The organism is Streptomyces sp. NPDC087859 (assembly GCF_044742595.1).
GTDB classification, from domain to species: domain Bacteria; phylum Actinomycetota; class Actinomycetes; order Streptomycetales; family Streptomycetaceae; genus Streptomyces; species Streptomyces canus_F.
In genome coordinates this window covers 500,587-517,639 of the sequence record NZ_JBIUUU010000002.1, presented here as the reverse complement: position 1 = coordinate 517,639, position 17,053 = coordinate 500,587, and the positions used below count along the sequence as shown (strand labels likewise).

Sequence of the window (17,053 nt, the reverse complement as noted above, 5' to 3'; positions counted from 1 at the left end):
TCACCAGTGAGAGGGGTCCTTCGGGATCCGTCTCAGGTACTACGGGTCCTGCCCGGCCCGTGGCCAGGACGGCCCGCCGGCGGGCGCTCAGTACCCCGAAGGCCGCACCAGCCCCGACTCGTACGCGAACACCGCCGCCTGGGTGCGGTCCCGCAGCCCCAGCTTCACCAGGATCCGCCCCACATGGGTCTTCACCGTCTGCTCCGCCACCACCAGCCGCTCGGCGATCTCCGCGTTCGACAGGCCCGCCGCGATGAGCGCCAGGACCTCGGTCTCGCGTTCGGTGAGGTCGCCGACGCGTTCCTTGAGCGGGCTGCGGGGGCGGTCGCCGAGGCGGGAGAACTCGGTGATCAGGCGCCGGGTGATGCCGGGCGCGAGGAGGGCGTCGCCGGCCGCCACCACCCGGACCGCCTCGGCCAGCTGGTCCGCGGAGGCGTCCTTGAGGAGGAAGCCGGAGGCGCCGGCGCGCAGTGCCTCGTAGACGTACTCGTCGAGGTCGAAGGTGGTCAGCACGAGCACCCTTATCTCCGGGGTCGCCCGGGTGATGCGGCGGGTGGCCTCGATGCCGCCGAGCTCGGGCATGCGGATGTCCATGAGCACGACGTCCGGGGCGAGTTCGGCGACCCTCGCCACGGCGTCCAGGCCGTCGACCGCCTGGCCGACCACGTCGATGTCCGGCTGGGTGTTGAGCAGCACGGTGAAGCCCTGCCGGACCATCTGCTGGTCGTCGGCGATGAGTACGCGGATGGGGCTGCTCGTCATACGGTGCCGTCCTTGAGATCGCCGGTCGGGAGGAACGCGAACACCTTGTAGCCGCCGTCCGGAAGAGGGTGTGCCGTCATGGAACCATCGAGCATCCCGACCCGTTCCCGCATGCCGAGCAGCCCGTGCCCGGCGCCGGCTGACGGCGCCGCGGACCGTGTTGGCGGTGAGTTGACGACCTCCACGATCAACCCGTAGGCGGTGTACCGGAGTTCGACATGGGCGACCGCGCCGGGTGCGTGCCGCAGGACATTGCTGAGCGCCTCCTGCACGATCCGGTACGCCGACAGCTCCAGGCCGGGCGGCAGCGTGCGGGTCTCGCCCCGCACGTCGACCTCGACGCGCAGTCCGGCCGCCCTGGTGTTCTCCACCAGCGCGTCGAGCCGGTCGAGGGTGGGCTGCGGGGTGTGCGGGGCGGTGCCGGTGCCGGGCTCGACGGGGTCCGGGGAGTCGGGGTGCTCGGAGCGCAGGACGCCCAGGACGCGGCGGAGTTCGGTGAGCGCCTCCAGCGCGTTCTGCCGGATGCCGGCGAGGTTCTCCTTGAGCTCCTCGGACGGGTTCTCGACCAGGTGGGGGGCGACCTGGGCCTGGATGGAGATCACCGACATGTGGTGGGCGACCACGTCGTGCAGTTCGCGGGCGATCCGGCTGCGCTCCTCCAGTAGGGTGCGCCGGGCCCGCTCCTCGGTGGTGAGGGTGGTCTGCTCGACGAGCTCCTGACGGGCCTCGCGGCGGCCCCGCAGGGCGATGCCGAGCACCACGACGACCAGGGACAGGGCGACCGCGAGGACCCCGGTGGACTCATAGTGCGCGCCGCCCCACACGCCCTGCAGGGCGTAGGTGGCCAGTGCGGTCAGGGCCAGCGCCTCCGCGGCGACCCGGGTGCGGACGCGCAGGGCGAGCAGCAGGAGCACGAGCAGGTGGGCGATGATCCCGGCCGCCGTCCAGGGCCAGGTGAAGCCTTTCGCCGGCCCGCCGAGTTCGCCGTGCACGGCGATGGCTCCCGTCACGGTGGCCGTCAGGGACAGCCACCACGCCGGGATCGGCTGCCACATCGCGAGGACCACCGCGCCGCCCTGGCCGAGTGCGACGACGAAGGCCCACCCGAAGGCCTGTCCGGCGCTGTCCTGGAGCTGGCCCAGCGCGCCGGCCGTGACGCCGAACGCGGCCAGGATGAGCAGACCGTGCGGCAGCCAGCGCAGCCACACCGACGGGGGCAGCGGATCCGGGCGGGTGGTCCACAGGTCTTCGCGTAGCAGGCGCAGCCAACGCAGCACACGGCCCATGACCACGTGCTGGATCCCCGTTTCCGTCACGCGCCCCACCCTAGACACGGGTCACCCCCACCGATGTCTCCCGGTCGGACGGACGGTGTGCCCGGACCACCCGTGAGCTGCTCGCCATCCGCGGCGTCCGGCTCCGGCGGCCCCCCTGTTCGCAGGAGCGGAACGCGGTCCAGCAGACGGTGAGGACAAGGGCGAACACCGGGAGCCAGGCGAGGCGGGCGGCGACCCAGCCGAGGCCGTCCGGGACGGTGTGCAGTCCGGGCAGGCGGCCGGCGAGGAGGCCGGTGGCCGTGGTCGCCATCAGGGCCGTCTGGTGCCAGAGGAAGATCGTCATCGCGGAGAGGTTCACCAGGGCGATGGCCGCCCAGGCCGTCGGGCGGCGCATCGCCCGCCGCAGCCGGTCGCGCAGCAGCAGGGCCAGACCGCACTGGGCCAGGCCGAAGGTGACGGCGGCCAGCGTGGGCGGGTTCAGGTTGGAGACCGGGGCGCCGGGGACGCCGACCATCGATGCCGGGTACCCGGCCCAGGCGACCAGGGCCGCGGTCGCCACCGCGCCGCCGGTCAGCAGGATCCAGCCCGAGCGTCGGCGGTCCAGTTCGCCGCGGGTCCAGGCCGCGCCGAGGGTGTACGGGACGAGCCAGCCCGCCGCCACATTGACCCAGCCGAGCCAGGACGGGCCGCCGAGGCCGAAGCGGAGCAGGTCGACGTGGAGGACGACGGCCAGCGGCCACAGGGGGCTCAGCCGGGTCAGCCAGGGGGTCGCCGCCGTGAGCGCGGCGAACACGACGAGGAACCACAGGGGCGACAGGGCCAGCTTCACCAGGGTGTGGACCGTCCCGAACTCCGCGCCGGTGAGCAGGAGGCCGGCGGCGATCACCGTCCACAGGGTGAGGACGGCTGCGACCGGTTTGAACAGCCGGGACAGCCGGGCGGTCAGCCACTCGCCGTATGTCGTGCCGCGCGCCCGTGCGGAGGTGTGGCTCTTGGTCGCCACATGGCCGCCGACCAGGAAGAACACCGCGAGTGTCTGGAAGGCCCAGGAGATGGGGGCGAGCCAGGGCAGGTGCTGGAGCGGGCTCGCGGTGTGCAGGGCGCGGCCGTCGGCGACCAGGGCGGTCACCAGCCAGTGGCCGAGGACCACGCCGAGGATCGCGAAGGCGCGCAGGGCGTCCACCGCACGGTCGCGGCCGGCGGGCGTGGCCTCGTCGACGCGGGCGGCGCCCTCGCGTACGGCCGCCCAGCCTTGTCGTATGCCGCTGGTGGGGCGTGGGGTCGTGTCACGCACGGGTCACCTCCGAGGTGTGTCCCAGGACGATCCGGGCGAGGTTGGTCAGGGAGACCGAGCCCGGGGTGAAGTAGTCGCTGTGGCCGCCGTCGCCCGCGGCGAACACCTGCGCGCCGAAGGCCGGGGACACGGGGTCGGTGCCGAAGCCGACCGTGATGCCGAACAGGTCGGTCCTGACGTGCGGGACCTCGGCCACCCAGTCGTCGCTGCCGCGTGCCGCCCAGACGCGGGCGCGGGTGTGCAGGGCCGCGGCGTCGTCGGCGCCGGTGCCGGGGCTGCCGAGGAGGACCAGGTCGGTCGCGCCCAGGCCGGTGGCGGCTCGGGCGCAGACGACCGAGCCGTAGCTGTGGCAGAGGAGGGAGACGGTGGCCTTCCGGCCGGCTATGCCGTGGAGTTGGCGCAGGAATCCGCGCAGGTGAGGGGCGGCCTGGTCGGCTCGGCCGGTGGTGGTGACGGTCGGGCTGATCGTGGCCGGGGTTTCGTAGCCGAGCCAGGCGATGACGGCCGTGCGGGAGTCGGTGCGGGTCAGCTGCTCGTGGAGGGCGGCCGCGGCCCCGCGGAAGCGGTCGTAGGTGTCGAGGGAGGTGTCGGAGCCGGGGACGAGGACGGCGATGTGGTCCGCGTGGGCGAGGTCGCCGAAGACCTCCGTGGCCCGGCCGGAGCCCCGGCCGTCGAAGTGGAGGAAGTGCCGGGAGGGGGCCGCCAGGGCTCGGTCGGCGGCCGCCCTCGCGTCGTCGCCGTGGGCCGCGGCCATGCGGGACGCCTCCGCGGCGTTGGCGCGGTTGGCCGAGTAGGCCTCGTCCAGGGTGGTTGCCGTCAGGGGGGCGAGGGTCGCGGGGGCCGGGGCCGGGATCTCGGCCCGGGTGGCGGCGGAGAGAGGGAGCACCACGGCGCCGGTGATGAGGGCGGCGAGGGTGGCTCGGCGCCATCGGTGGGTGCGGCGGTGTGGGGACCGGGCGGGGGCGGGGGCGCTCGCTGACACCGCAGACACCGACGCCGGCGCCGTCGAGGTGCGCGGCGGCGACGGCTCATCGCTGCGCGGCCGTGCCCGCCCGCCGCCGCGTCGGACCCGTGCGGCCCCCCTCGCCGCCGCTGCCCTGACCCCCGTCGCGAACCCCACGGCCGCCTCCCTCCCAGTCCGCCCGTCCATCGGGCTTGTCTGGTGGGGAAGTTACGGATCCGACCACGTCGTCCACGTCACGCCGGGGAGCCAATTCGCGAGGTAGCTCTCAGGTACTACGGGTATCAGAGGCGCCGGTTCAGCGCCGGGTCAGCCCCGGCTCCGCACCGCCGCAGGTGCCGTCACAGGGCCGGGCACCGTCACCACGCCAGCTGCGCGATCTCCTCCACGACCACCGCACACGCGTCCGCCGCCGGATCGATCAGCGGGAAGTGACCGACATCCTCCAGCAACGTCACCCCCACCACCTCCCCCGCCTTCGCCGCCGCGTCCGCGTACGCCTCGGCGACGGCCTCCGGCACCACCACGTCCGTACGCCCTTGGACGAGCGTCGTCGCGATGCCGGTCGGCAGCAGCAGCGCGGGGTCCGCATACGGTTGGCGCTCCCCGAAGTGCGCCTCGCCGCCGAGGAGTTGCAGTGCGGCACCTCCGCACACGTCCAGCTTCCCGGCGACCGTGAAGTCCGCGATCGGAGCCAGCGCCACCACGCCCCGCAGCGGCGTGGGCCGGTCCGTGCGCCACGGGGCGTCCGCGGGCAGCACATGACGCGACGCCGCCCACAGCGCCAGGTGACCGCCCGCCGAGTGCCCGGTGATCACCATGCGCCGCGGATCGGCCTGCGGCAGGAGCTGCCGTACGAGATCGGGAAGCGCGTCCAGCGCCGCCGCGACATCGTCGAACGTGTCCGGCCACCGCCCCGCGACAGGCCCCGCGCCGGACCCCGTGTCCTGCCCGGGCCCGCCCTGCCCCGGCAGCACCGCGCCCCTGCGGTACTCGACGTTGGCCACCGCGAATCCCCGCCGCGTCAGGAAGTCCGCGAACGGGGTGATGTGGCGCCGGTCGTACGGAGCGCGCCACGCACCCCCGTGCAGCACGATCACGAGCGGCGCCAGGCTGACGTCACCCTTCGGTGTGTAGAAGTCGATCACCTGGTCGGGGTGGTCCCCGTACGCCGCGCTGACGTCGGGGTCGACGGGCGGGTGGGAGAAGGCCGACTCCTCCTCGGCGGCGGCGCGGGCTGCTGCGGAGTCGTCCGGCATGCTCCAACCTCTCAGCGACGTAACGTATTTGGACGAGACGGATGTGGCGGACCTGGAGAGAACTCGGCCGTTGGCGGGGACGGTACCAGGCCGGTGACGTGCACGGACAACGCGGATGTCACGCTCGGTGAGGGGTAAACGGTTCTGCTGTGTCGTTACTCTGGCGCCGGAAGCCCAGCGCGCACCAAGGAGGCCGTTATGTCCGCCGAGCCCGGCACCCTGCGTCCCGGAGGGCGTACCGCACGTGTCCGCGCGGCCGTGCTGAGGGCGGCCGGTGACGTGCTCGCCGAGCGGGGATTCGCGCATCTCGATCTCGCGGACGTCGCCCGCCGGGCCGAGGTCGGCAAGACCACCGTGTACCGGCGGTGGGGCTCCGTCACCGCGCTGGTCGCCGATCTGCTCGCCGACATGGCCGAGCAGTCGCTGCCGCGCGAGGAGACCGGGTCCGTACTGGGTGACCTCCAGGCCAACTCCCGCCTGGTGCAGCGCACGCTCGCCGACCCCCGCCAGGGCGCCCTGTTCCGCGCGGTGATCGCGGCGGCCGCCTGCGACGAACGTACGGCACAGGCCCTGCGCCGCTTCTACGACGTCCGGGTCGCGGAGTGGGCCCCCTGCGTCGAACAGGGCGTACAGCGCGGGGAGTTGCCGCAGGACACCGACGCGGGGGCCGTCGTACGAGCGGTGTCGGCACCGCTCTACTACGCGCTGCTGACCACCGGAACACCCCCGGACCCGGCAGCGGCCGACCGCGCCGCCCGAGCGGCCCACGCGGCGGCCCTGGCGGGGGTGTACGCCACCGCCAGGTGACCGGCGTGCCCCGCACCGGCAGGCTGTCGCGACCCGGCGCTCAACCGGCGGCCGCCGAACCGCGACAGCACTCCCTCAGGCCACGACCTCGCCCAGCACCCGGGCCGCCCGCTCCACGTCCGCGAACCCGACGTACAGCGGTGTGAACCCGAACCGCAGCACGTCCGGGGACCGGAAGTCGCCGACCACACCCCGCTCGATCAGCCGCTTCATCACGTCCCCGGCGTCGTCGCAGCGCAACGCCACCTGACTGCCGCGCTCCGCGTGGGCCGCCGGAGTCACCGACTCCACCCGCCCCTCGGGCACATACGCGGCGACGCACTCCAGGAAGAAGTCCGTCAGCGCGAGGGACTTGGCGCGCACCGCCTCGACCGAGACGCCGTCCCACACCTCGAGGGCCGCCTCCAGCGCCAGCATCGACAGGATGTCCGGCGTCCCGACCCGCCCGCGCAGCGCACCCGGCGCCGCCTCGTAGTCGGGCCGCATCCCGAAGGGCTCCGCGTGGGAGTTCCAGCCGGGCAGCGGGGAGTCGAAACGGTCCTGGAGACCGGAGCGCACATAGAGGTACGCCGGTGAACCGGGCCCGCCGTTCAGGTACTTGTAGGTGCAGCCGACCGCCAGGTCGACCCCGTGCTCGTCCAGCCCCACCGGCAGCGCGCCCGCGCTGTGGCACAGGTCCCAGACCACCAGGGCACCGGCGGCGTGCACGACCGCCGTCAGTGCGGGCAGGTCGTGCAGCCGGCCCGTGCGGTAGTCGACGTGGTTGAGCAGCACGGCCGCCGTACGCTCGCCCAGCACCCCCGGCACCTCGGCCGGTGTCACGGGCCGCAGTGTGCACCCGGTCATCCGGGCCGCGGACTCGGCGATGTACCCGTCGGTGGGGAAGGTGGTCGCGTCGACCACGATCTCGTCCCGGCCGGGCCCCGCCATCCTGACCGCCGCGACAAGTGCCTTGAAGACGTTGACACTTGTGGAGTCACCGACCACGATCTGCCCGGCCGCCGCCCCCACCAGCGGGGCGATCAGATCGCCGATCCGCTCGGGCGCGGTCCACCAGCCGCTCTCGTCCCAGGACCGGATGCGCAACGCACCCCACTGCCGTCGTACGACGTCCTCGACCCGCCCCGGGACGGCGGCGGGCAGCGCACCGAGCGAGTTCCCGTCCAGGTACACCCCCGCGGCGTCAGCCGCATGATCAGACACAGTGTCGAGCACGAACTGCGCACGCAGGGGCGCCAGTTCGTCGGCGGCGTCCGCCTTCTCGGCGCGCGCGATGAGTTCAGACATGGGACCGCGCCGTCCACAGCTCGGGGAACACGTTCTTCTGCGCGCGCTTCTCCAGCCAGGCCACCCCGGCCGAACCGCCCGTGCCCGCCTTGGCGCCCATCGCACGCCGCGTGGCCACCAGGTGGTCGTTGCGCCAGCGCCACACCAGCTCGGCGACATCGGTCAGCGCCTCGCCCAGCCGGGCGACCTCGTCCGTGGCGTCACCGGAGTAGACGGCGGTCCAGGCCGCCTCGACCTCGGCCGACGGCTCGTACCGCCGCGACACGTCACGGCTGAGCACCGGCTGCGGAATGCCGTGTCCGCGCCGCGCCATCAGCCGCAGCACCTCGTCGTACAGGCTCGGCTCGTGCAGCGCCTTCTCCAGCTCCGCGTGCACACGCGGCGCGCCACGGTGGGGCACCAGCATGGACGCGGACTTCTCGCCGAGCAGGAACTCCATCCGGCGGTACATCGCGGACTGGAAGCCGGAGCCCTCGCCGAGGGCGGCCCGGTAGGAGTTGAACTGGGCCGGCGTGAGCTGTCCGAGCGGCCTCCAGGAGGCGTTCAGGGCCTCCAGCTCGCGTACGGAACGCTTCAGGGCGTCCACCGCGACCGGCACGTCGTCGGAGCGGAGCGCCCGCGCGGCGGTCTCCCACTCGTGGACGATGACGGTGAACCACAGCTCCATGACCTGGGTCGTGACCAGGAAGACCATCTCTCCGGGATCGTCGGAGAGGGTGTGCTGGAGGTGGGTGAGCACGTCCGCCTTGACGTAGTCCTCGTACGGCGTCGTGCCTTCGAAGTCGAGATGCGGAGTCTCTGGCTCCTGAACGTCATGAGCCTCGTGGGACATCGCTGTCTCCTGTTATGTACTCCGGGTAGCGGTCCGCCCCTGCCGTTACCGACACGGGGGCCCCGGTCCCCGCCAGGCATCCTCTTCGATGGTCCCGCGAAATGGCAAGGTTCGCCCCATCACACCGGGCGGACCCGGCTCGGCCGCCTGTATTACGGTTCTGGAGCGCGCGGGACCGCGCCGGGGGAAGGCCTGTGCTGGGGGAGAAGCGTTGAACGCTCGGATTCTGGTGGCCGAGGACGACGAGAAGCAGTCCCGACTGATCCGGATCTATCTGGAGCGGGAGGGGAACGCGGTGCACGTCGTGGCCGACGGCCGCGCGGCGCTGGAACGGGCCCGTTCCTCGAAGCCGGATCTCATCGTGCTCGACGTGATGCTCCCGCTGGTCGACGGACTCGACGTCTGCCGCATCCTGCGCACCGAGTCGGCCGTCCCGATTCTGCTGCTGACCGCCCGCACCACCGAGGAGGACATGCTCCTCGGCCTGGACCTCGGTGCCGACGACTATCTCACCAAGCCGTACAGCCCCCGTGAACTGACCGCGCGGGTCAGGGCGTTGCTGCGCCGCTCCAGGAACTCCGGCGGTGCCGCGGAGCCCGCGGTGCTGCGCGTCGGTGCGGTGGAGCTGGACACCGCGCGCTTCGAGGTCCGCGTGGCCGGACGGCCGGTGACGCTGACCGCGAAGGAGTTCGCCATCCTGGAGATGCTGGCGCGGGAACCGGGCCGGGTCTTCACCCGGGCGCAGATCATCGAGCGCGTCTTCGGCTTCGACCGGGACGTCATGGAGCGGACCGTCGACGCCCACATCATGAACATGCGCCGGAAAACGGAGGCGGACCCGCAGCGGCCCCGCCTCCTGGAAACGGTGTACGGCCGGGGCTACCGCCTCGCGGAGGGCCCGGACTCAGCCCGCTCCTGAAGCTCCCGAAACCTCCGCAGTCCCCGGACCCCGGGCGGTTCCGGGCCCGCCGACGCCGTCCGGTGCCGCCGGCAGGCTCACCCGGAAGCTCGTGCCGACGCCGACCTCGCTGCGCACCTCGATCGTGCCCCCGTGGTCGGTGACGATCTGGCGGGCGATGGACAGCCCCAGACCACTGCCGCCGGTCGCCCGCCCCCGGGAGGCGTCCGCCCGCCAGAAGCGGTCGAAGAGATGCGGCAGGTCCTCGGCCGATACCCCCCGGCCGGTGTCCCGGATCTCCATCTCCGCGACGGCCGGCCCGCCCTGTGCGAGACCTGGTGGGACCAGGGCCAGGGTCACCGTCCCGCCCGCCGCGGTGGCCCGCAGTGCGTTGCCGACCAGGTTGCCGACGACCTGGCGCAGCCGGTCCGGGTCCGCGGTCACGATCACGGACCCCGGCGCCCGCAGCTCCAGCGCCACGCCCGCCGCCTCGGCCCGGGCGCGGTGGGCGGTGCGGCCGGCCTCCAGGAGGTCACGCAGATCGACCGCGACGGGGTGGTAGGTGAGCGCGCCGGCCTCCGCCAGGGCGAGATCCTGGAGATCGTCCACGACCCGCTGCTGCAGCAGCGCCTCCTCGTGGAGCGAGGCGAGCAGTTCCGGGGTCGGCTCGACGACACCGTCCCGCAGCGCCTCCAGATAGCCGCGCAGATTGGCCAGCGGGGTGCGCAGCTCGTGCGCGATGTCACCGGTGAGGCGGCGCTGGCGCTCCTCGCCCGCCTGGAGGGAGTCGGCCATGCGGTTGAAGGCGCCGCCGAGCTGCGCGATCTCGTCCCGGCCGGAGACGGGGACCCGCCTGGCCAGGTCGCCCTCGCCCAGCTCCTTCGCCGCGAGTGTCATGGCCCGCACCGGATGCAGTACGGCCCGGCTCAGCAGCAGGGCGCCGAGGATGACCGCGAGGGCGACCCCCACCGCGACGGCCACGGTGGGCGCGGTGGCCAGGGTGGGCGGTGACTCGTTCCGGAAGCCGAGGCGGATCTCCAGGCGCGGTGGGGCGGTGGCGCCGACGCGCTCGTTGAACACCCGCTGGAGGCAGGCGGCGATCGGCTGCTCGGACTCGCACGGCCGGAGCGCGTCGAGGTCCTGCTGGGTCCGCGGATCCGCTGTTCCGCTCGGCTCCCGGCACTGCGAGGGGCGACGGTCCGTGCTGATCCGGGGGACACCGGTCGCGGTCGGCCGGGCGCTCACCTCGGCTCCCGCCCGCGTCAGACAGGCCGCGTACGCCACGGCGGCGCGGTAGTCGGAGATCGCGAGGGCCGTCTGCTTCAGCGACATCCGGGGCACCTTGCCCTCGGGGACGCTCAGGACGGGGCGCGCGTCCACCAGCACCGCGGGCTGACCGCTCAGCGCCCGGGGAGTGCGGCCGGCCAGGGCGTCGGAGTCGGCGAGCAGGACGTCGGACTCCGTGGCGACCCGGATGCGCTGGCCGGTGTCCCGGGCGAGCTCGGCCACGGTCGGCGACAGTCCCTCCCAGGTGCCGTGGGCGAATCCGTACGCGCGCAGTTCACCGGTGATCCGGGAGACCTCCTGGCGGCCGGCCGCGGCGGTCTCCTGCACCTGACGGTTGGCCTGCCGCAGCGTCAGCCAGGCGGTGGCGGCGGTGGCGGCCAGCGCGACCACCATGAGCAGACCGAGAACCCTGATCCGGAAGCTCATCGCGGTCCGCCCTCGGCTGCCGCAGCGCAGGGACTCAACGTGACTCCTGTTCCGTACGGGACCGTCGGCGCGGAATGTCCGACGGTACTCATGGGCCGGCCAGCGCCTCCGTCGGCGCCAGCCTGCTCGCCCGGACCGCCGGATACAGGCCGGCGATCACGCCGATGAGCAGCGTCGCGGCGACGCCCGCCACGCTCGCCCAGGCCGGGACGACGGTAGGCCAGTCGCGGCTGAGGGCATAGCCCGCGGTGATGAGGGTGCCGAGGACCGTTCCGGCCAGGCCGCCGATGAGCGAGAGCAGCAGGGACTCCGTCACGAACTGCGTGCGGATCTGACCCCGGGTCGCTCCGAGGGCGCGGCGCAGGCCGATCTCCCCGCGCCGTTCCAGGACGGAGATGACCATGGTGTTGCCCACGCCCACGCCTCCGACGAGCAGGGCGACCCCGCCGAGGCCGAGCAGCAGTCCGGTCAGCGCGGACTCGGTGGCCTCCCGGGCGGCGAGTGCGTCGGAGGGCCGTGAGATCCGTACCTCGCCCGGGTTCTCGGGGTGGGCGGTGGCCGGGAGCACCGCCCGTACCGCGGTGACCTCGCTGTCCTGGGCGCGGACGTACACCGTCGACGGATGGCCCTCGAAGCGCAGATAGGTCCGGGCCGCCGACCAGCCGACCAGGGCGGCGCTGTCGAGCTCCGGAGCGAGCGGTACCGGGTCGAGGACGCCGATCAGCGAGAACCAGCGGCCGCCGAGCCAGAGACGGGTTCCCGGGGTGTACACGTCGAGCCGCCGGGCGGCCGTGGCGCCGAGGACGACGGCGGGGTACTCGCCGGTCGCCGAGTCCAGCCAGCGGCCCCTGCGGACCTGACCGCCGACGGCGGGAAGGAGCTCGCGGCCCGCCGCGAGAACGGTCAGTGAGCCGGTGCGGCCGATGGCGATGCGCTCGTTGCGGTACACGTGGGCGTCGGTCGCGCCGGTCGCCGCGACCTGCCGCACCGGCGGAATCCGACGGATCATCGAGACCGCCTCGTACGGCAGCTCGGCCTTCTCCCCCGCGAGGGACTCACCGGGGGCGACGCGCAGCAGGTTGGTACCGAGGGCGTCGAGCCGCCGGTCCACCTCCGCCTGTCCGGAGCCGGAGATGCCGACCACCGCGATCATGGCGGCGACCCCGATGGCGATACCGAGCGCGGACAGGAAGACCCGCAACGGCCGGGTCCGCAGACCGGTCCCACCGAGCCGTACGACGTCGGCGGGCCGCAGCCGCGCGGCGCGCGGCGGTTCGCGCCGGGCGGGGTTCGGCACGCTGTCCTTCACCGGCGCGCTCCGCTCGTCGTGCCGCGCACCGTGTCGCCGACCAGCCGGCCGTCGCGCATCTCGATACGGCGGGGCAGCTGGGCGGCGATCTCCCGGTCATGGGTGATGACCACGACCGTCGTACCGCCCGCGTGCAGTTCGCGCAGCAGTTCCAGTACGGCGGCTCCCGACGCGGAGTCGAGGTTTCCGGTCGGTTCGTCCGCCAGCAGCACCGACGGTCCGCCGACCACCGCGCGGGCGACCGCGACGCGCTGCCGCTCGCCGCCGGAGAGCTGGTGCGGCAGATGGTGGACACGGTGGCTGAGCCCGACCCGGGCCAGCGCGGCCGCGGCCCTGGCCCGGCGGCGGCGCACCGGGACGCCCGCGTAGAGCAGGCCGTCCGCCACCGAGTCGAGTACCGGAACGCCGACCGCCAGGTGGAACTGCTGGAAGACGAAGCCGATCCGGGTGGCCCGCAGCGCGGAGACCTCGCGGTCGGACAGCCGCGCCACGTCGTGGCCGTCGATCAGGACACGGCCGGCGGAGGGCCGGTCGAGGCTGCCCATGAGATGGAGCACGCTGGACTTGCCGGAGCCCGACGGGCCGACCACACCGACCAGTTCACCGCGCCCGATGCGCAGACTCACGTCACGGACCGCGGTCACCGGGCCGGGATACGTCTTGGAGACCGCGTCGAACTCCACGACCGCGGGCGGAAGTTCACTCACTCCGGGATCCTCACCTTCATGCCCTCGCGGACCGCGGGGCCGCTGACCTCCACCTGGCCGTCGGCGAAGAGACCCGTCCGTACGGCGACGAACCGGCCCTGTTCGGTCTCCAGTCCGTGCCCGCCCTCGGCGAGGGCGACCAGCGCGGCGACCGGAACCGCCAGGACGTCCTCGGCCTCACGGCCCACGTACTCGACGGTGACGGGCCCGCTCTCCCACCGCCCCACGGACTTCTGGTCCCTGAGGGTGACGGTCACCGGCACCGTGGCGCCGCCCTGCTCCGGGTCGCCCTCGCCGCCCCCCTCGGGCGCGGCCGCCTGCTTCCCCACCGACGCCACCTCGCCCTTCACGGTCTTCCCGTCGGGCAACCGGACGCGGACCCCCGTACCGCGTACGGCCCAGGCGGCGTCCGCGGCGGAGGCGTCGACGACGACCTTCCGGGCGGTACCGGTGTAGGTGAGGGTGTTCTCTCCGGCGGCGCCGCCGAGCCGGACGCCCGGCCGGCCGATCCGCACCCGGCCCGTGGAGTAGACGACGTCACCGATGCCGACCGTCCCGGTCTCGGGCAGCCCGAGCGACTTCTGCCAGCGCTCGACCGCCTCGGCCGTCTTCGCGGTGAACGTCTCGTCCACCGTGAAGCCGGTGTGGCCGAGTGCGGCCAGGTTGGTCTCGAACTGGAGGACGTCCATGCCCGTGAGCTCCGTCGGCGCGGGCGGCTCGGTCGGTGCGGCGCGCTCACCGTCCGCCCCGGATCCCGCGGCCTCGGTGGACTCGGTGGACTCGGAGCCGGTCGTATCGGTCGTATCGGTCGTGGCGGTCAGCCCCAGGTCCCGGTACATGGGCAGCCTCCCGTACAGGAGCACCACGGGACGGTCGTCGACGCGCAGCAGCGCGCCCCCGCGCCGCACCGTGGCACCCTGCTCCGGCAGCCAGGTCACCGTGCCCGTCGCCCTGACCGGCAGGGGTATCTCCGTGCCGTATCCCAACCGGCCGTCCACCTGGGTGCGTTCGGTCAGCGTCGCGCGGGTGACCGGGACGACCGAGCCGGCCCGGGACGGTGTGCCCGGGCCCTCCTCCTCACCGCCGCCGAGCCCGAGAGCTCCGACGACGGCGACGGCCGTCACGACGACGGCCCCGACGGAGGCGATGAGCGCCGTACGCCGTCCCGGTCCGCCGCGCGCCGCCGACGGCACCGCACCGGCCGGGTCCGCCGTGTCCGTCGTGTCCGCGAGATCCGCCATGATCAGCCCTTGCCGGGGCCGGGGGTCGCCGGAACCCCGATGATCGGCCCGCAGATACGGGTGGCCCGCTTCGCACCGGCCGAGGTCTGGTCCCACTCGCCCTGCCCCAGACCGTCGGGCCCCGGGTCGGGGAAGTCGGCGGCGCCGTTCTTCTGCATGCACTCGGCGTACTCGCGCTCCACCTCGATCTGCTCGGCGGAGAGCGGGGGCTGGTTGCCCTTCTCGATGCTCTCGGGCACGGCGGGCAGGTCCTTGCCGCATTTCTGGGTGGCGGTGAGGAACTTGGGGTCCTTCTTCAAGGCGCGCAGAATGTCTGCGCCGCCGAAGTCGATGTTCCCCTTGGCGTCCGGGTCCGGGGCGTCGATGCCGTTCTCCCGGAGGCACTTCACGTACTCCCGCCGGGCCTGCACATACGCGGCCACGTCGTCCCCGGCGCTCCGCGAGGCCGCCACGCCGGTGCCGCCGTCGGCCGTCGGGACACCCGCCTCATCGCCGCCGCTCCCGCACCCGCCGACCACGAACACCACGACCGAGGCCGCCACGGCCGGCAGTATCCGATACGTCCCCATCGGTTCTCCCGCTCTCCTGTCGAACCCGTCGCGACCGCGCCGGGCAGGCCGACCGTAGGGCGGAGCCGATGAAGAACTGTTGAAGAACCTGTCAGCCGGTCATGCGGCCGCAAGGGAGCGGGAAAAGCGCGGGGCCCGCCCGGTCACCGCCGGACGGGCCCGCACCGGAACTTCCCTAGCCCAGCGTCTGTGCCGCCGTGGGCGAGGAGTCCTTCAGGAACTGCGAGCAGCGCTCGTACTCCTCCTGCTCACCGATCGACCCCGCGGCGCGGGCGAGGGCGTGCAGGGCGCGCAGGAAACCGCGGTTCGGCTCGTGCTCCCAGGGCACCGGGCCGTGGCCCTTCCAGCCGTTGCGGCGCAGCGCGTCCAGACCGCGGTGGTAGCCCGTACGGGCGTAGGCGTACGACTCCACGACGCTGCCCCGCTCGAAGGCGTCGTCGGCCAGCTGGGCCCAGGCCAGCGAGGACGTCGGGTACTTCGCGGCGACATCGGCGGGCGCGGTACCGGCGGCCAGCAGCTCACGCGGCCCGGGGTCGTCGGGGAGGTGGGTCGGGGGCGGTCCCCCGAGGAGATTTTCGTGAATCGACATGGGTCAAGTCTCCTCCATCGGCGGGGCGGCCGAGGGCCCCGCTAGGCCAGCCGCTTCCGCGCCGGCTGCCCCTCCAGCGGAGGTGCCATGACGGACCCGTGGTGGAGGCACTCCGGCCGGACGCAGTCCGGTGGGAGGGTGCGTACGGTCGCGAAGGCCACGCCCGCTCCCAGCACCAGCAGCCCGGCACACACCGTCATCGCCCGCCCGAACGCCTCGTCGAAGGCGGCCGGCGACCGGTACGCCTCCTCCCCCATCCCGGCGATCAGCGGCAGCGCGGCCACCGCGATCAGGCCCGCCACCCGGGCGGCCGCGTTGTTGACACCGCTGGCCAGGCCCGCCCGCCCCACGTCCACGGAGGCCAGGACGGTCGCGGTCAGCGGGGCGACCAGGCCGACCATGCCGAGGCCCAGGACCAGCAGGGCGGGCAGGACGTCGGCGACGTACGAGGCGTCCTCGCCGACCCGCAGCATCAGCAGCATCCCCGCCGCGCACAGCAGCGATCCGACGGTCAGCGGGATGCGGGGGCCGATGCGGTCGGCGAGGGCGCCCGAGCGGGCGGAGAACAGCAGCATCAGGACGGTGGTCGGCAACAGGGCCGTTCCCGCGCCGAGAGCCGTGTAGCCGGAGACGACCTGGAGCTGGAGCGCGGCCAGGAAGAAGAAACCGCCGAAGGCCGCGTAGACGCAGAGCGTGACGAGGTTGACGGCGGTGAACTGCTTCGACGCGAAGATGTCGAGCGGCATCATCGGGTCCGGGCGGCGCTTCTCGACGACCACGAAGGCCACCCCCGCGGCCACCCCGGCGACCGCCGCGACGACGACGGCCACGGAGCCCCCGCGGGCCTCGATCAGCGCGTACGTCACGAACGCCAGGGCCAGCGCGCCCAGCACCGCGCCGAGCACGTCGAAACGGCTGTGGACCCGCCCGTCCCCGGACTCCGGGACATGGCGCACCGCGATCGGGGCGCACAGCAGCGCCACCGGCACGTTCAGCAGGAACACCCAGCGCCAGCCCGGCCCGTCCACCAGCCAGCCGCCCAGGAACGGCCCCACCGCCGCTCCGATACCGCCGAACCCGGACCACAGGCCGACGGCCCGGCCCCGGTCGTCGGGGTGGAAGGAGGCCTGGATGAGGGCGAGCGAGCCGGGGGTGAGGAGCGCGCCGCCGACCCCTTGCAGGGCGCGGGCGGCGATGAGGACACCGGCGTTCGGCGCGAGCCCGCACAGCAGGGAGGCGGCGGCGAACCAGATCACGCCCACGACGAAGATCTTGCGCCGCCCGTACCGGTCCCCGAGCGATCCCCCCAGCAGGATCAGCCCGGCCAGCGTCAGCATGTACGCGTTGACCGTCCACTGGAGGGCGGCGAGGTCCGCGTCCAGGTCTTCGCCGATACGGGGAAGCGCCACGTTGACGACGGTCGAGTCCAGCAGCGCCATGCTGGAGCCGAGGACGGTGGTCAGCAGGATCCACTTGCCTTGCGGCGAGGACAGCCGGACATCGGACATGCCCCAGGTATACAGCGAGCCCGGCGCCGTAGACAGACGC

16 protein-coding genes are annotated in these 17,053 nt (G+C 73.6%); 2 read left to right on the top strand and 14 right to left on the bottom strand.

Annotated features, from left to right (window positions below):
* Positions 1 to 87 precede the first annotated feature (87 nt).
* The 5 genes from ACIOHP_RS06270 to ACIOHP_RS06250 all read right to left on the bottom strand — a co-directional run bounded on the left by ACIOHP_RS06270 (position 88) and on the right by ACIOHP_RS06250 (position 5,553).
* The gene (locus ACIOHP_RS06270) at positions 88 to 762 is read right to left on the bottom strand and encodes a response regulator transcription factor (protein WP_361550473.1); all 675 of its coding nucleotides are present in this window, start codon (positions 760 to 762) and stop codon (positions 88 to 90) included.
* Positions 759 to 2,096, bottom strand: a complete 1,338-nt coding sequence (locus tag ACIOHP_RS06265) for a sensor histidine kinase (protein WP_401883848.1) — start codon at positions 2,094 to 2,096, stop codon at positions 759 to 761. The genes ACIOHP_RS06270 and ACIOHP_RS06265 overlap by 4 nt, the downstream gene beginning before the upstream one ends.
* Positions 2,089 to 3,333 (bottom strand): acyltransferase, encoded by a 1,245-nt coding sequence (locus tag ACIOHP_RS06260; RefSeq protein ID WP_401883846.1) that lies wholly within the window; start codon positions 3,331 to 3,333, stop codon positions 2,089 to 2,091. The genes ACIOHP_RS06265 and ACIOHP_RS06260 overlap by 8 nt, the downstream gene beginning before the upstream one ends.
* On the bottom strand, positions 3,326 to 4,315 hold the full coding sequence (locus ACIOHP_RS06255) for an alpha/beta hydrolase (protein ID WP_401883844.1): 990 nt from the start codon (positions 4,313 to 4,315) through the stop codon (positions 3,326 to 3,328). Before ACIOHP_RS06255 ends, ACIOHP_RS06260 begins: the two co-directional genes overlap by 8 nt.
* Before the next feature lie 338 nt (positions 4,316 to 4,653).
* Complete coding sequence (locus ACIOHP_RS06250; RefSeq protein ID WP_401883842.1) at positions 4,654 to 5,553, bottom strand: alpha/beta hydrolase; 900 nt, start codon at positions 5,551 to 5,553, stop codon at positions 4,654 to 4,656.
* Positions 5,554 to 5,751: 198 nt separating this feature from the next.
* On the opposite strand from ACIOHP_RS06250, the gene ACIOHP_RS06245 reads away from it, so the two are divergent.
* Positions 5,752 to 6,360, top strand: a complete 609-nt coding sequence (locus ACIOHP_RS06245; protein ID WP_401883840.1) for a TetR/AcrR family transcriptional regulator — start codon at positions 5,752 to 5,754, stop codon at positions 6,358 to 6,360.
* Positions 6,361 to 6,435: 75 nt separating this feature from the next.
* On the opposite strand, the gene kynU is transcribed toward ACIOHP_RS06245, so the two are convergent.
* Together kynU and ACIOHP_RS06235 are read right to left on the bottom strand one after the other, a co-directional pair.
* A complete protein-coding gene (gene kynU / locus ACIOHP_RS06240) occupies positions 6,436 to 7,647 on the bottom strand; it encodes a kynureninase (protein ID WP_401883839.1) in 1,212 nt (403 codons plus the stop codon).
* The gene (locus ACIOHP_RS06235) at positions 7,640 to 8,479 is read right to left on the bottom strand and encodes a tryptophan 2,3-dioxygenase family protein (RefSeq protein ID WP_361550483.1); all 840 of its coding nucleotides are present in this window, start codon (positions 8,477 to 8,479) and stop codon (positions 7,640 to 7,642) included. Before ACIOHP_RS06235 ends, kynU begins: the two co-directional genes overlap by 8 nt.
* Before the next feature lie 211 nt (positions 8,480 to 8,690).
* Between ACIOHP_RS06235 and ACIOHP_RS06230 the strand changes: the two genes are divergently transcribed.
* Positions 8,691 to 9,398 carry a response regulator transcription factor gene (locus ACIOHP_RS06230; protein WP_401883838.1) on the top strand — a complete coding sequence of 236 codons (708 nt, stop codon included), beginning with the start codon at positions 8,691 to 8,693 and terminating at the stop codon, positions 9,396 to 9,398.
* Here the strand turns inward: ACIOHP_RS06230 and ACIOHP_RS06225 are convergent.
* The 7 genes from ACIOHP_RS06225 to ACIOHP_RS06195 form a co-directional block, all read right to left on the bottom strand.
* Positions 9,384 to 11,090, bottom strand: a complete 1,707-nt coding sequence (locus ACIOHP_RS06225; protein ID WP_401883836.1) for a sensor histidine kinase — start codon at positions 11,088 to 11,090, stop codon at positions 9,384 to 9,386. The genes ACIOHP_RS06230 and ACIOHP_RS06225 overlap by 15 nt on opposite strands.
* A gap of 88 nt (positions 11,091 to 11,178) precedes the next feature.
* Positions 11,179 to 12,399 (bottom strand): ABC transporter permease, encoded by a 1,221-nt coding sequence (locus ACIOHP_RS06220; RefSeq protein WP_401883834.1) that lies wholly within the window; start codon positions 12,397 to 12,399, stop codon positions 11,179 to 11,181.
* The gene (locus tag ACIOHP_RS06215; RefSeq protein WP_401883833.1) at positions 12,396 to 13,106 is read right to left on the bottom strand and encodes an ABC transporter ATP-binding protein; all 711 of its coding nucleotides are present in this window, start codon (positions 13,104 to 13,106) and stop codon (positions 12,396 to 12,398) included. The genes ACIOHP_RS06220 and ACIOHP_RS06215 overlap by 4 nt, the downstream gene beginning before the upstream one ends.
* Positions 13,103 to 14,347, bottom strand: a complete 1,245-nt coding sequence (locus ACIOHP_RS06210) for a peptidoglycan-binding protein (RefSeq protein ID WP_401883831.1) — start codon at positions 14,345 to 14,347, stop codon at positions 13,103 to 13,105. The genes ACIOHP_RS06215 and ACIOHP_RS06210 overlap by 4 nt, the downstream gene beginning before the upstream one ends.
* A gap of 2 nt (positions 14,348 to 14,349) precedes the next feature.
* Positions 14,350 to 14,916, bottom strand: a complete 567-nt coding sequence (locus ACIOHP_RS06205) for a hypothetical protein (RefSeq protein ID WP_401883829.1) — start codon at positions 14,914 to 14,916, stop codon at positions 14,350 to 14,352.
* A 175-nt stretch (positions 14,917 to 15,091) separates the two neighbouring features.
* Complete coding sequence (locus ACIOHP_RS06200; RefSeq protein WP_361550497.1) at positions 15,092 to 15,505, bottom strand: DUF3151 domain-containing protein; 414 nt, start codon at positions 15,503 to 15,505, stop codon at positions 15,092 to 15,094.
* Between the two features lie 41 nt (positions 15,506 to 15,546).
* On the bottom strand, positions 15,547 to 17,013 hold the full coding sequence (locus tag ACIOHP_RS06195) for an MFS transporter (protein ID WP_401883825.1): 1,467 nt from the start codon (positions 17,011 to 17,013) through the stop codon (positions 15,547 to 15,549).
* Positions 17,014 to 17,053 lie beyond the last annotated feature (40 nt).

Excerpts from the sequence above, each read along its gene's own strand:
- ACIOHP_RS06270 (WP_361550473.1), bottom strand. The coding sequence starts at position 762 with ATGACGAGCAGCCCCATCCGCGTACTCATCGCCGACGACCAGCAGATG.
- ACIOHP_RS06250 (WP_401883842.1), bottom strand. The coding sequence starts at position 5,553 with ATGCCGGACGACTCCGCAGCAGCCCGCGCCGCCGCCGAGGAGGAGTCG.
- ACIOHP_RS06245 (WP_401883840.1), top strand. The coding sequence starts at position 5,752 with ATGTCCGCCGAGCCCGGCACCCTGCGTCCCGGAGGGCGTACCGCACGT.
- kynU (WP_401883839.1), bottom strand. The coding sequence starts at position 7,647 with ATGTCTGAACTCATCGCGCGCGCCGAGAAGGCGGACGCCGCCGACGAA.
- ACIOHP_RS06235 (WP_361550483.1), bottom strand. The coding sequence starts at position 8,479 with ATGTCCCACGAGGCTCATGACGTTCAGGAGCCAGAGACTCCGCATCTC.
- ACIOHP_RS06225 (WP_401883836.1), bottom strand. The coding sequence starts at position 11,090 with ATGAGCTTCCGGATCAGGGTTCTCGGTCTGCTCATGGTGGTCGCGCTG.
- ACIOHP_RS06210 (WP_401883831.1), bottom strand. The coding sequence starts at position 14,347 with ATGGCGGATCTCGCGGACACGACGGACACGGCGGACCCGGCCGGTGCG.
- ACIOHP_RS06205 (WP_401883829.1), bottom strand. The coding sequence starts at position 14,916 with ATGGGGACGTATCGGATACTGCCGGCCGTGGCGGCCTCGGTCGTGGTG.
- ACIOHP_RS06200 (WP_361550497.1), bottom strand. The coding sequence starts at position 15,505 with ATGTCGATTCACGAAAATCTCCTCGGGGGACCGCCCCCGACCCACCTC.
- ACIOHP_RS06195 (WP_401883825.1), bottom strand. The coding sequence starts at position 17,013 with ATGTCCGATGTCCGGCTGTCCTCGCCGCAAGGCAAGTGGATCCTGCTG.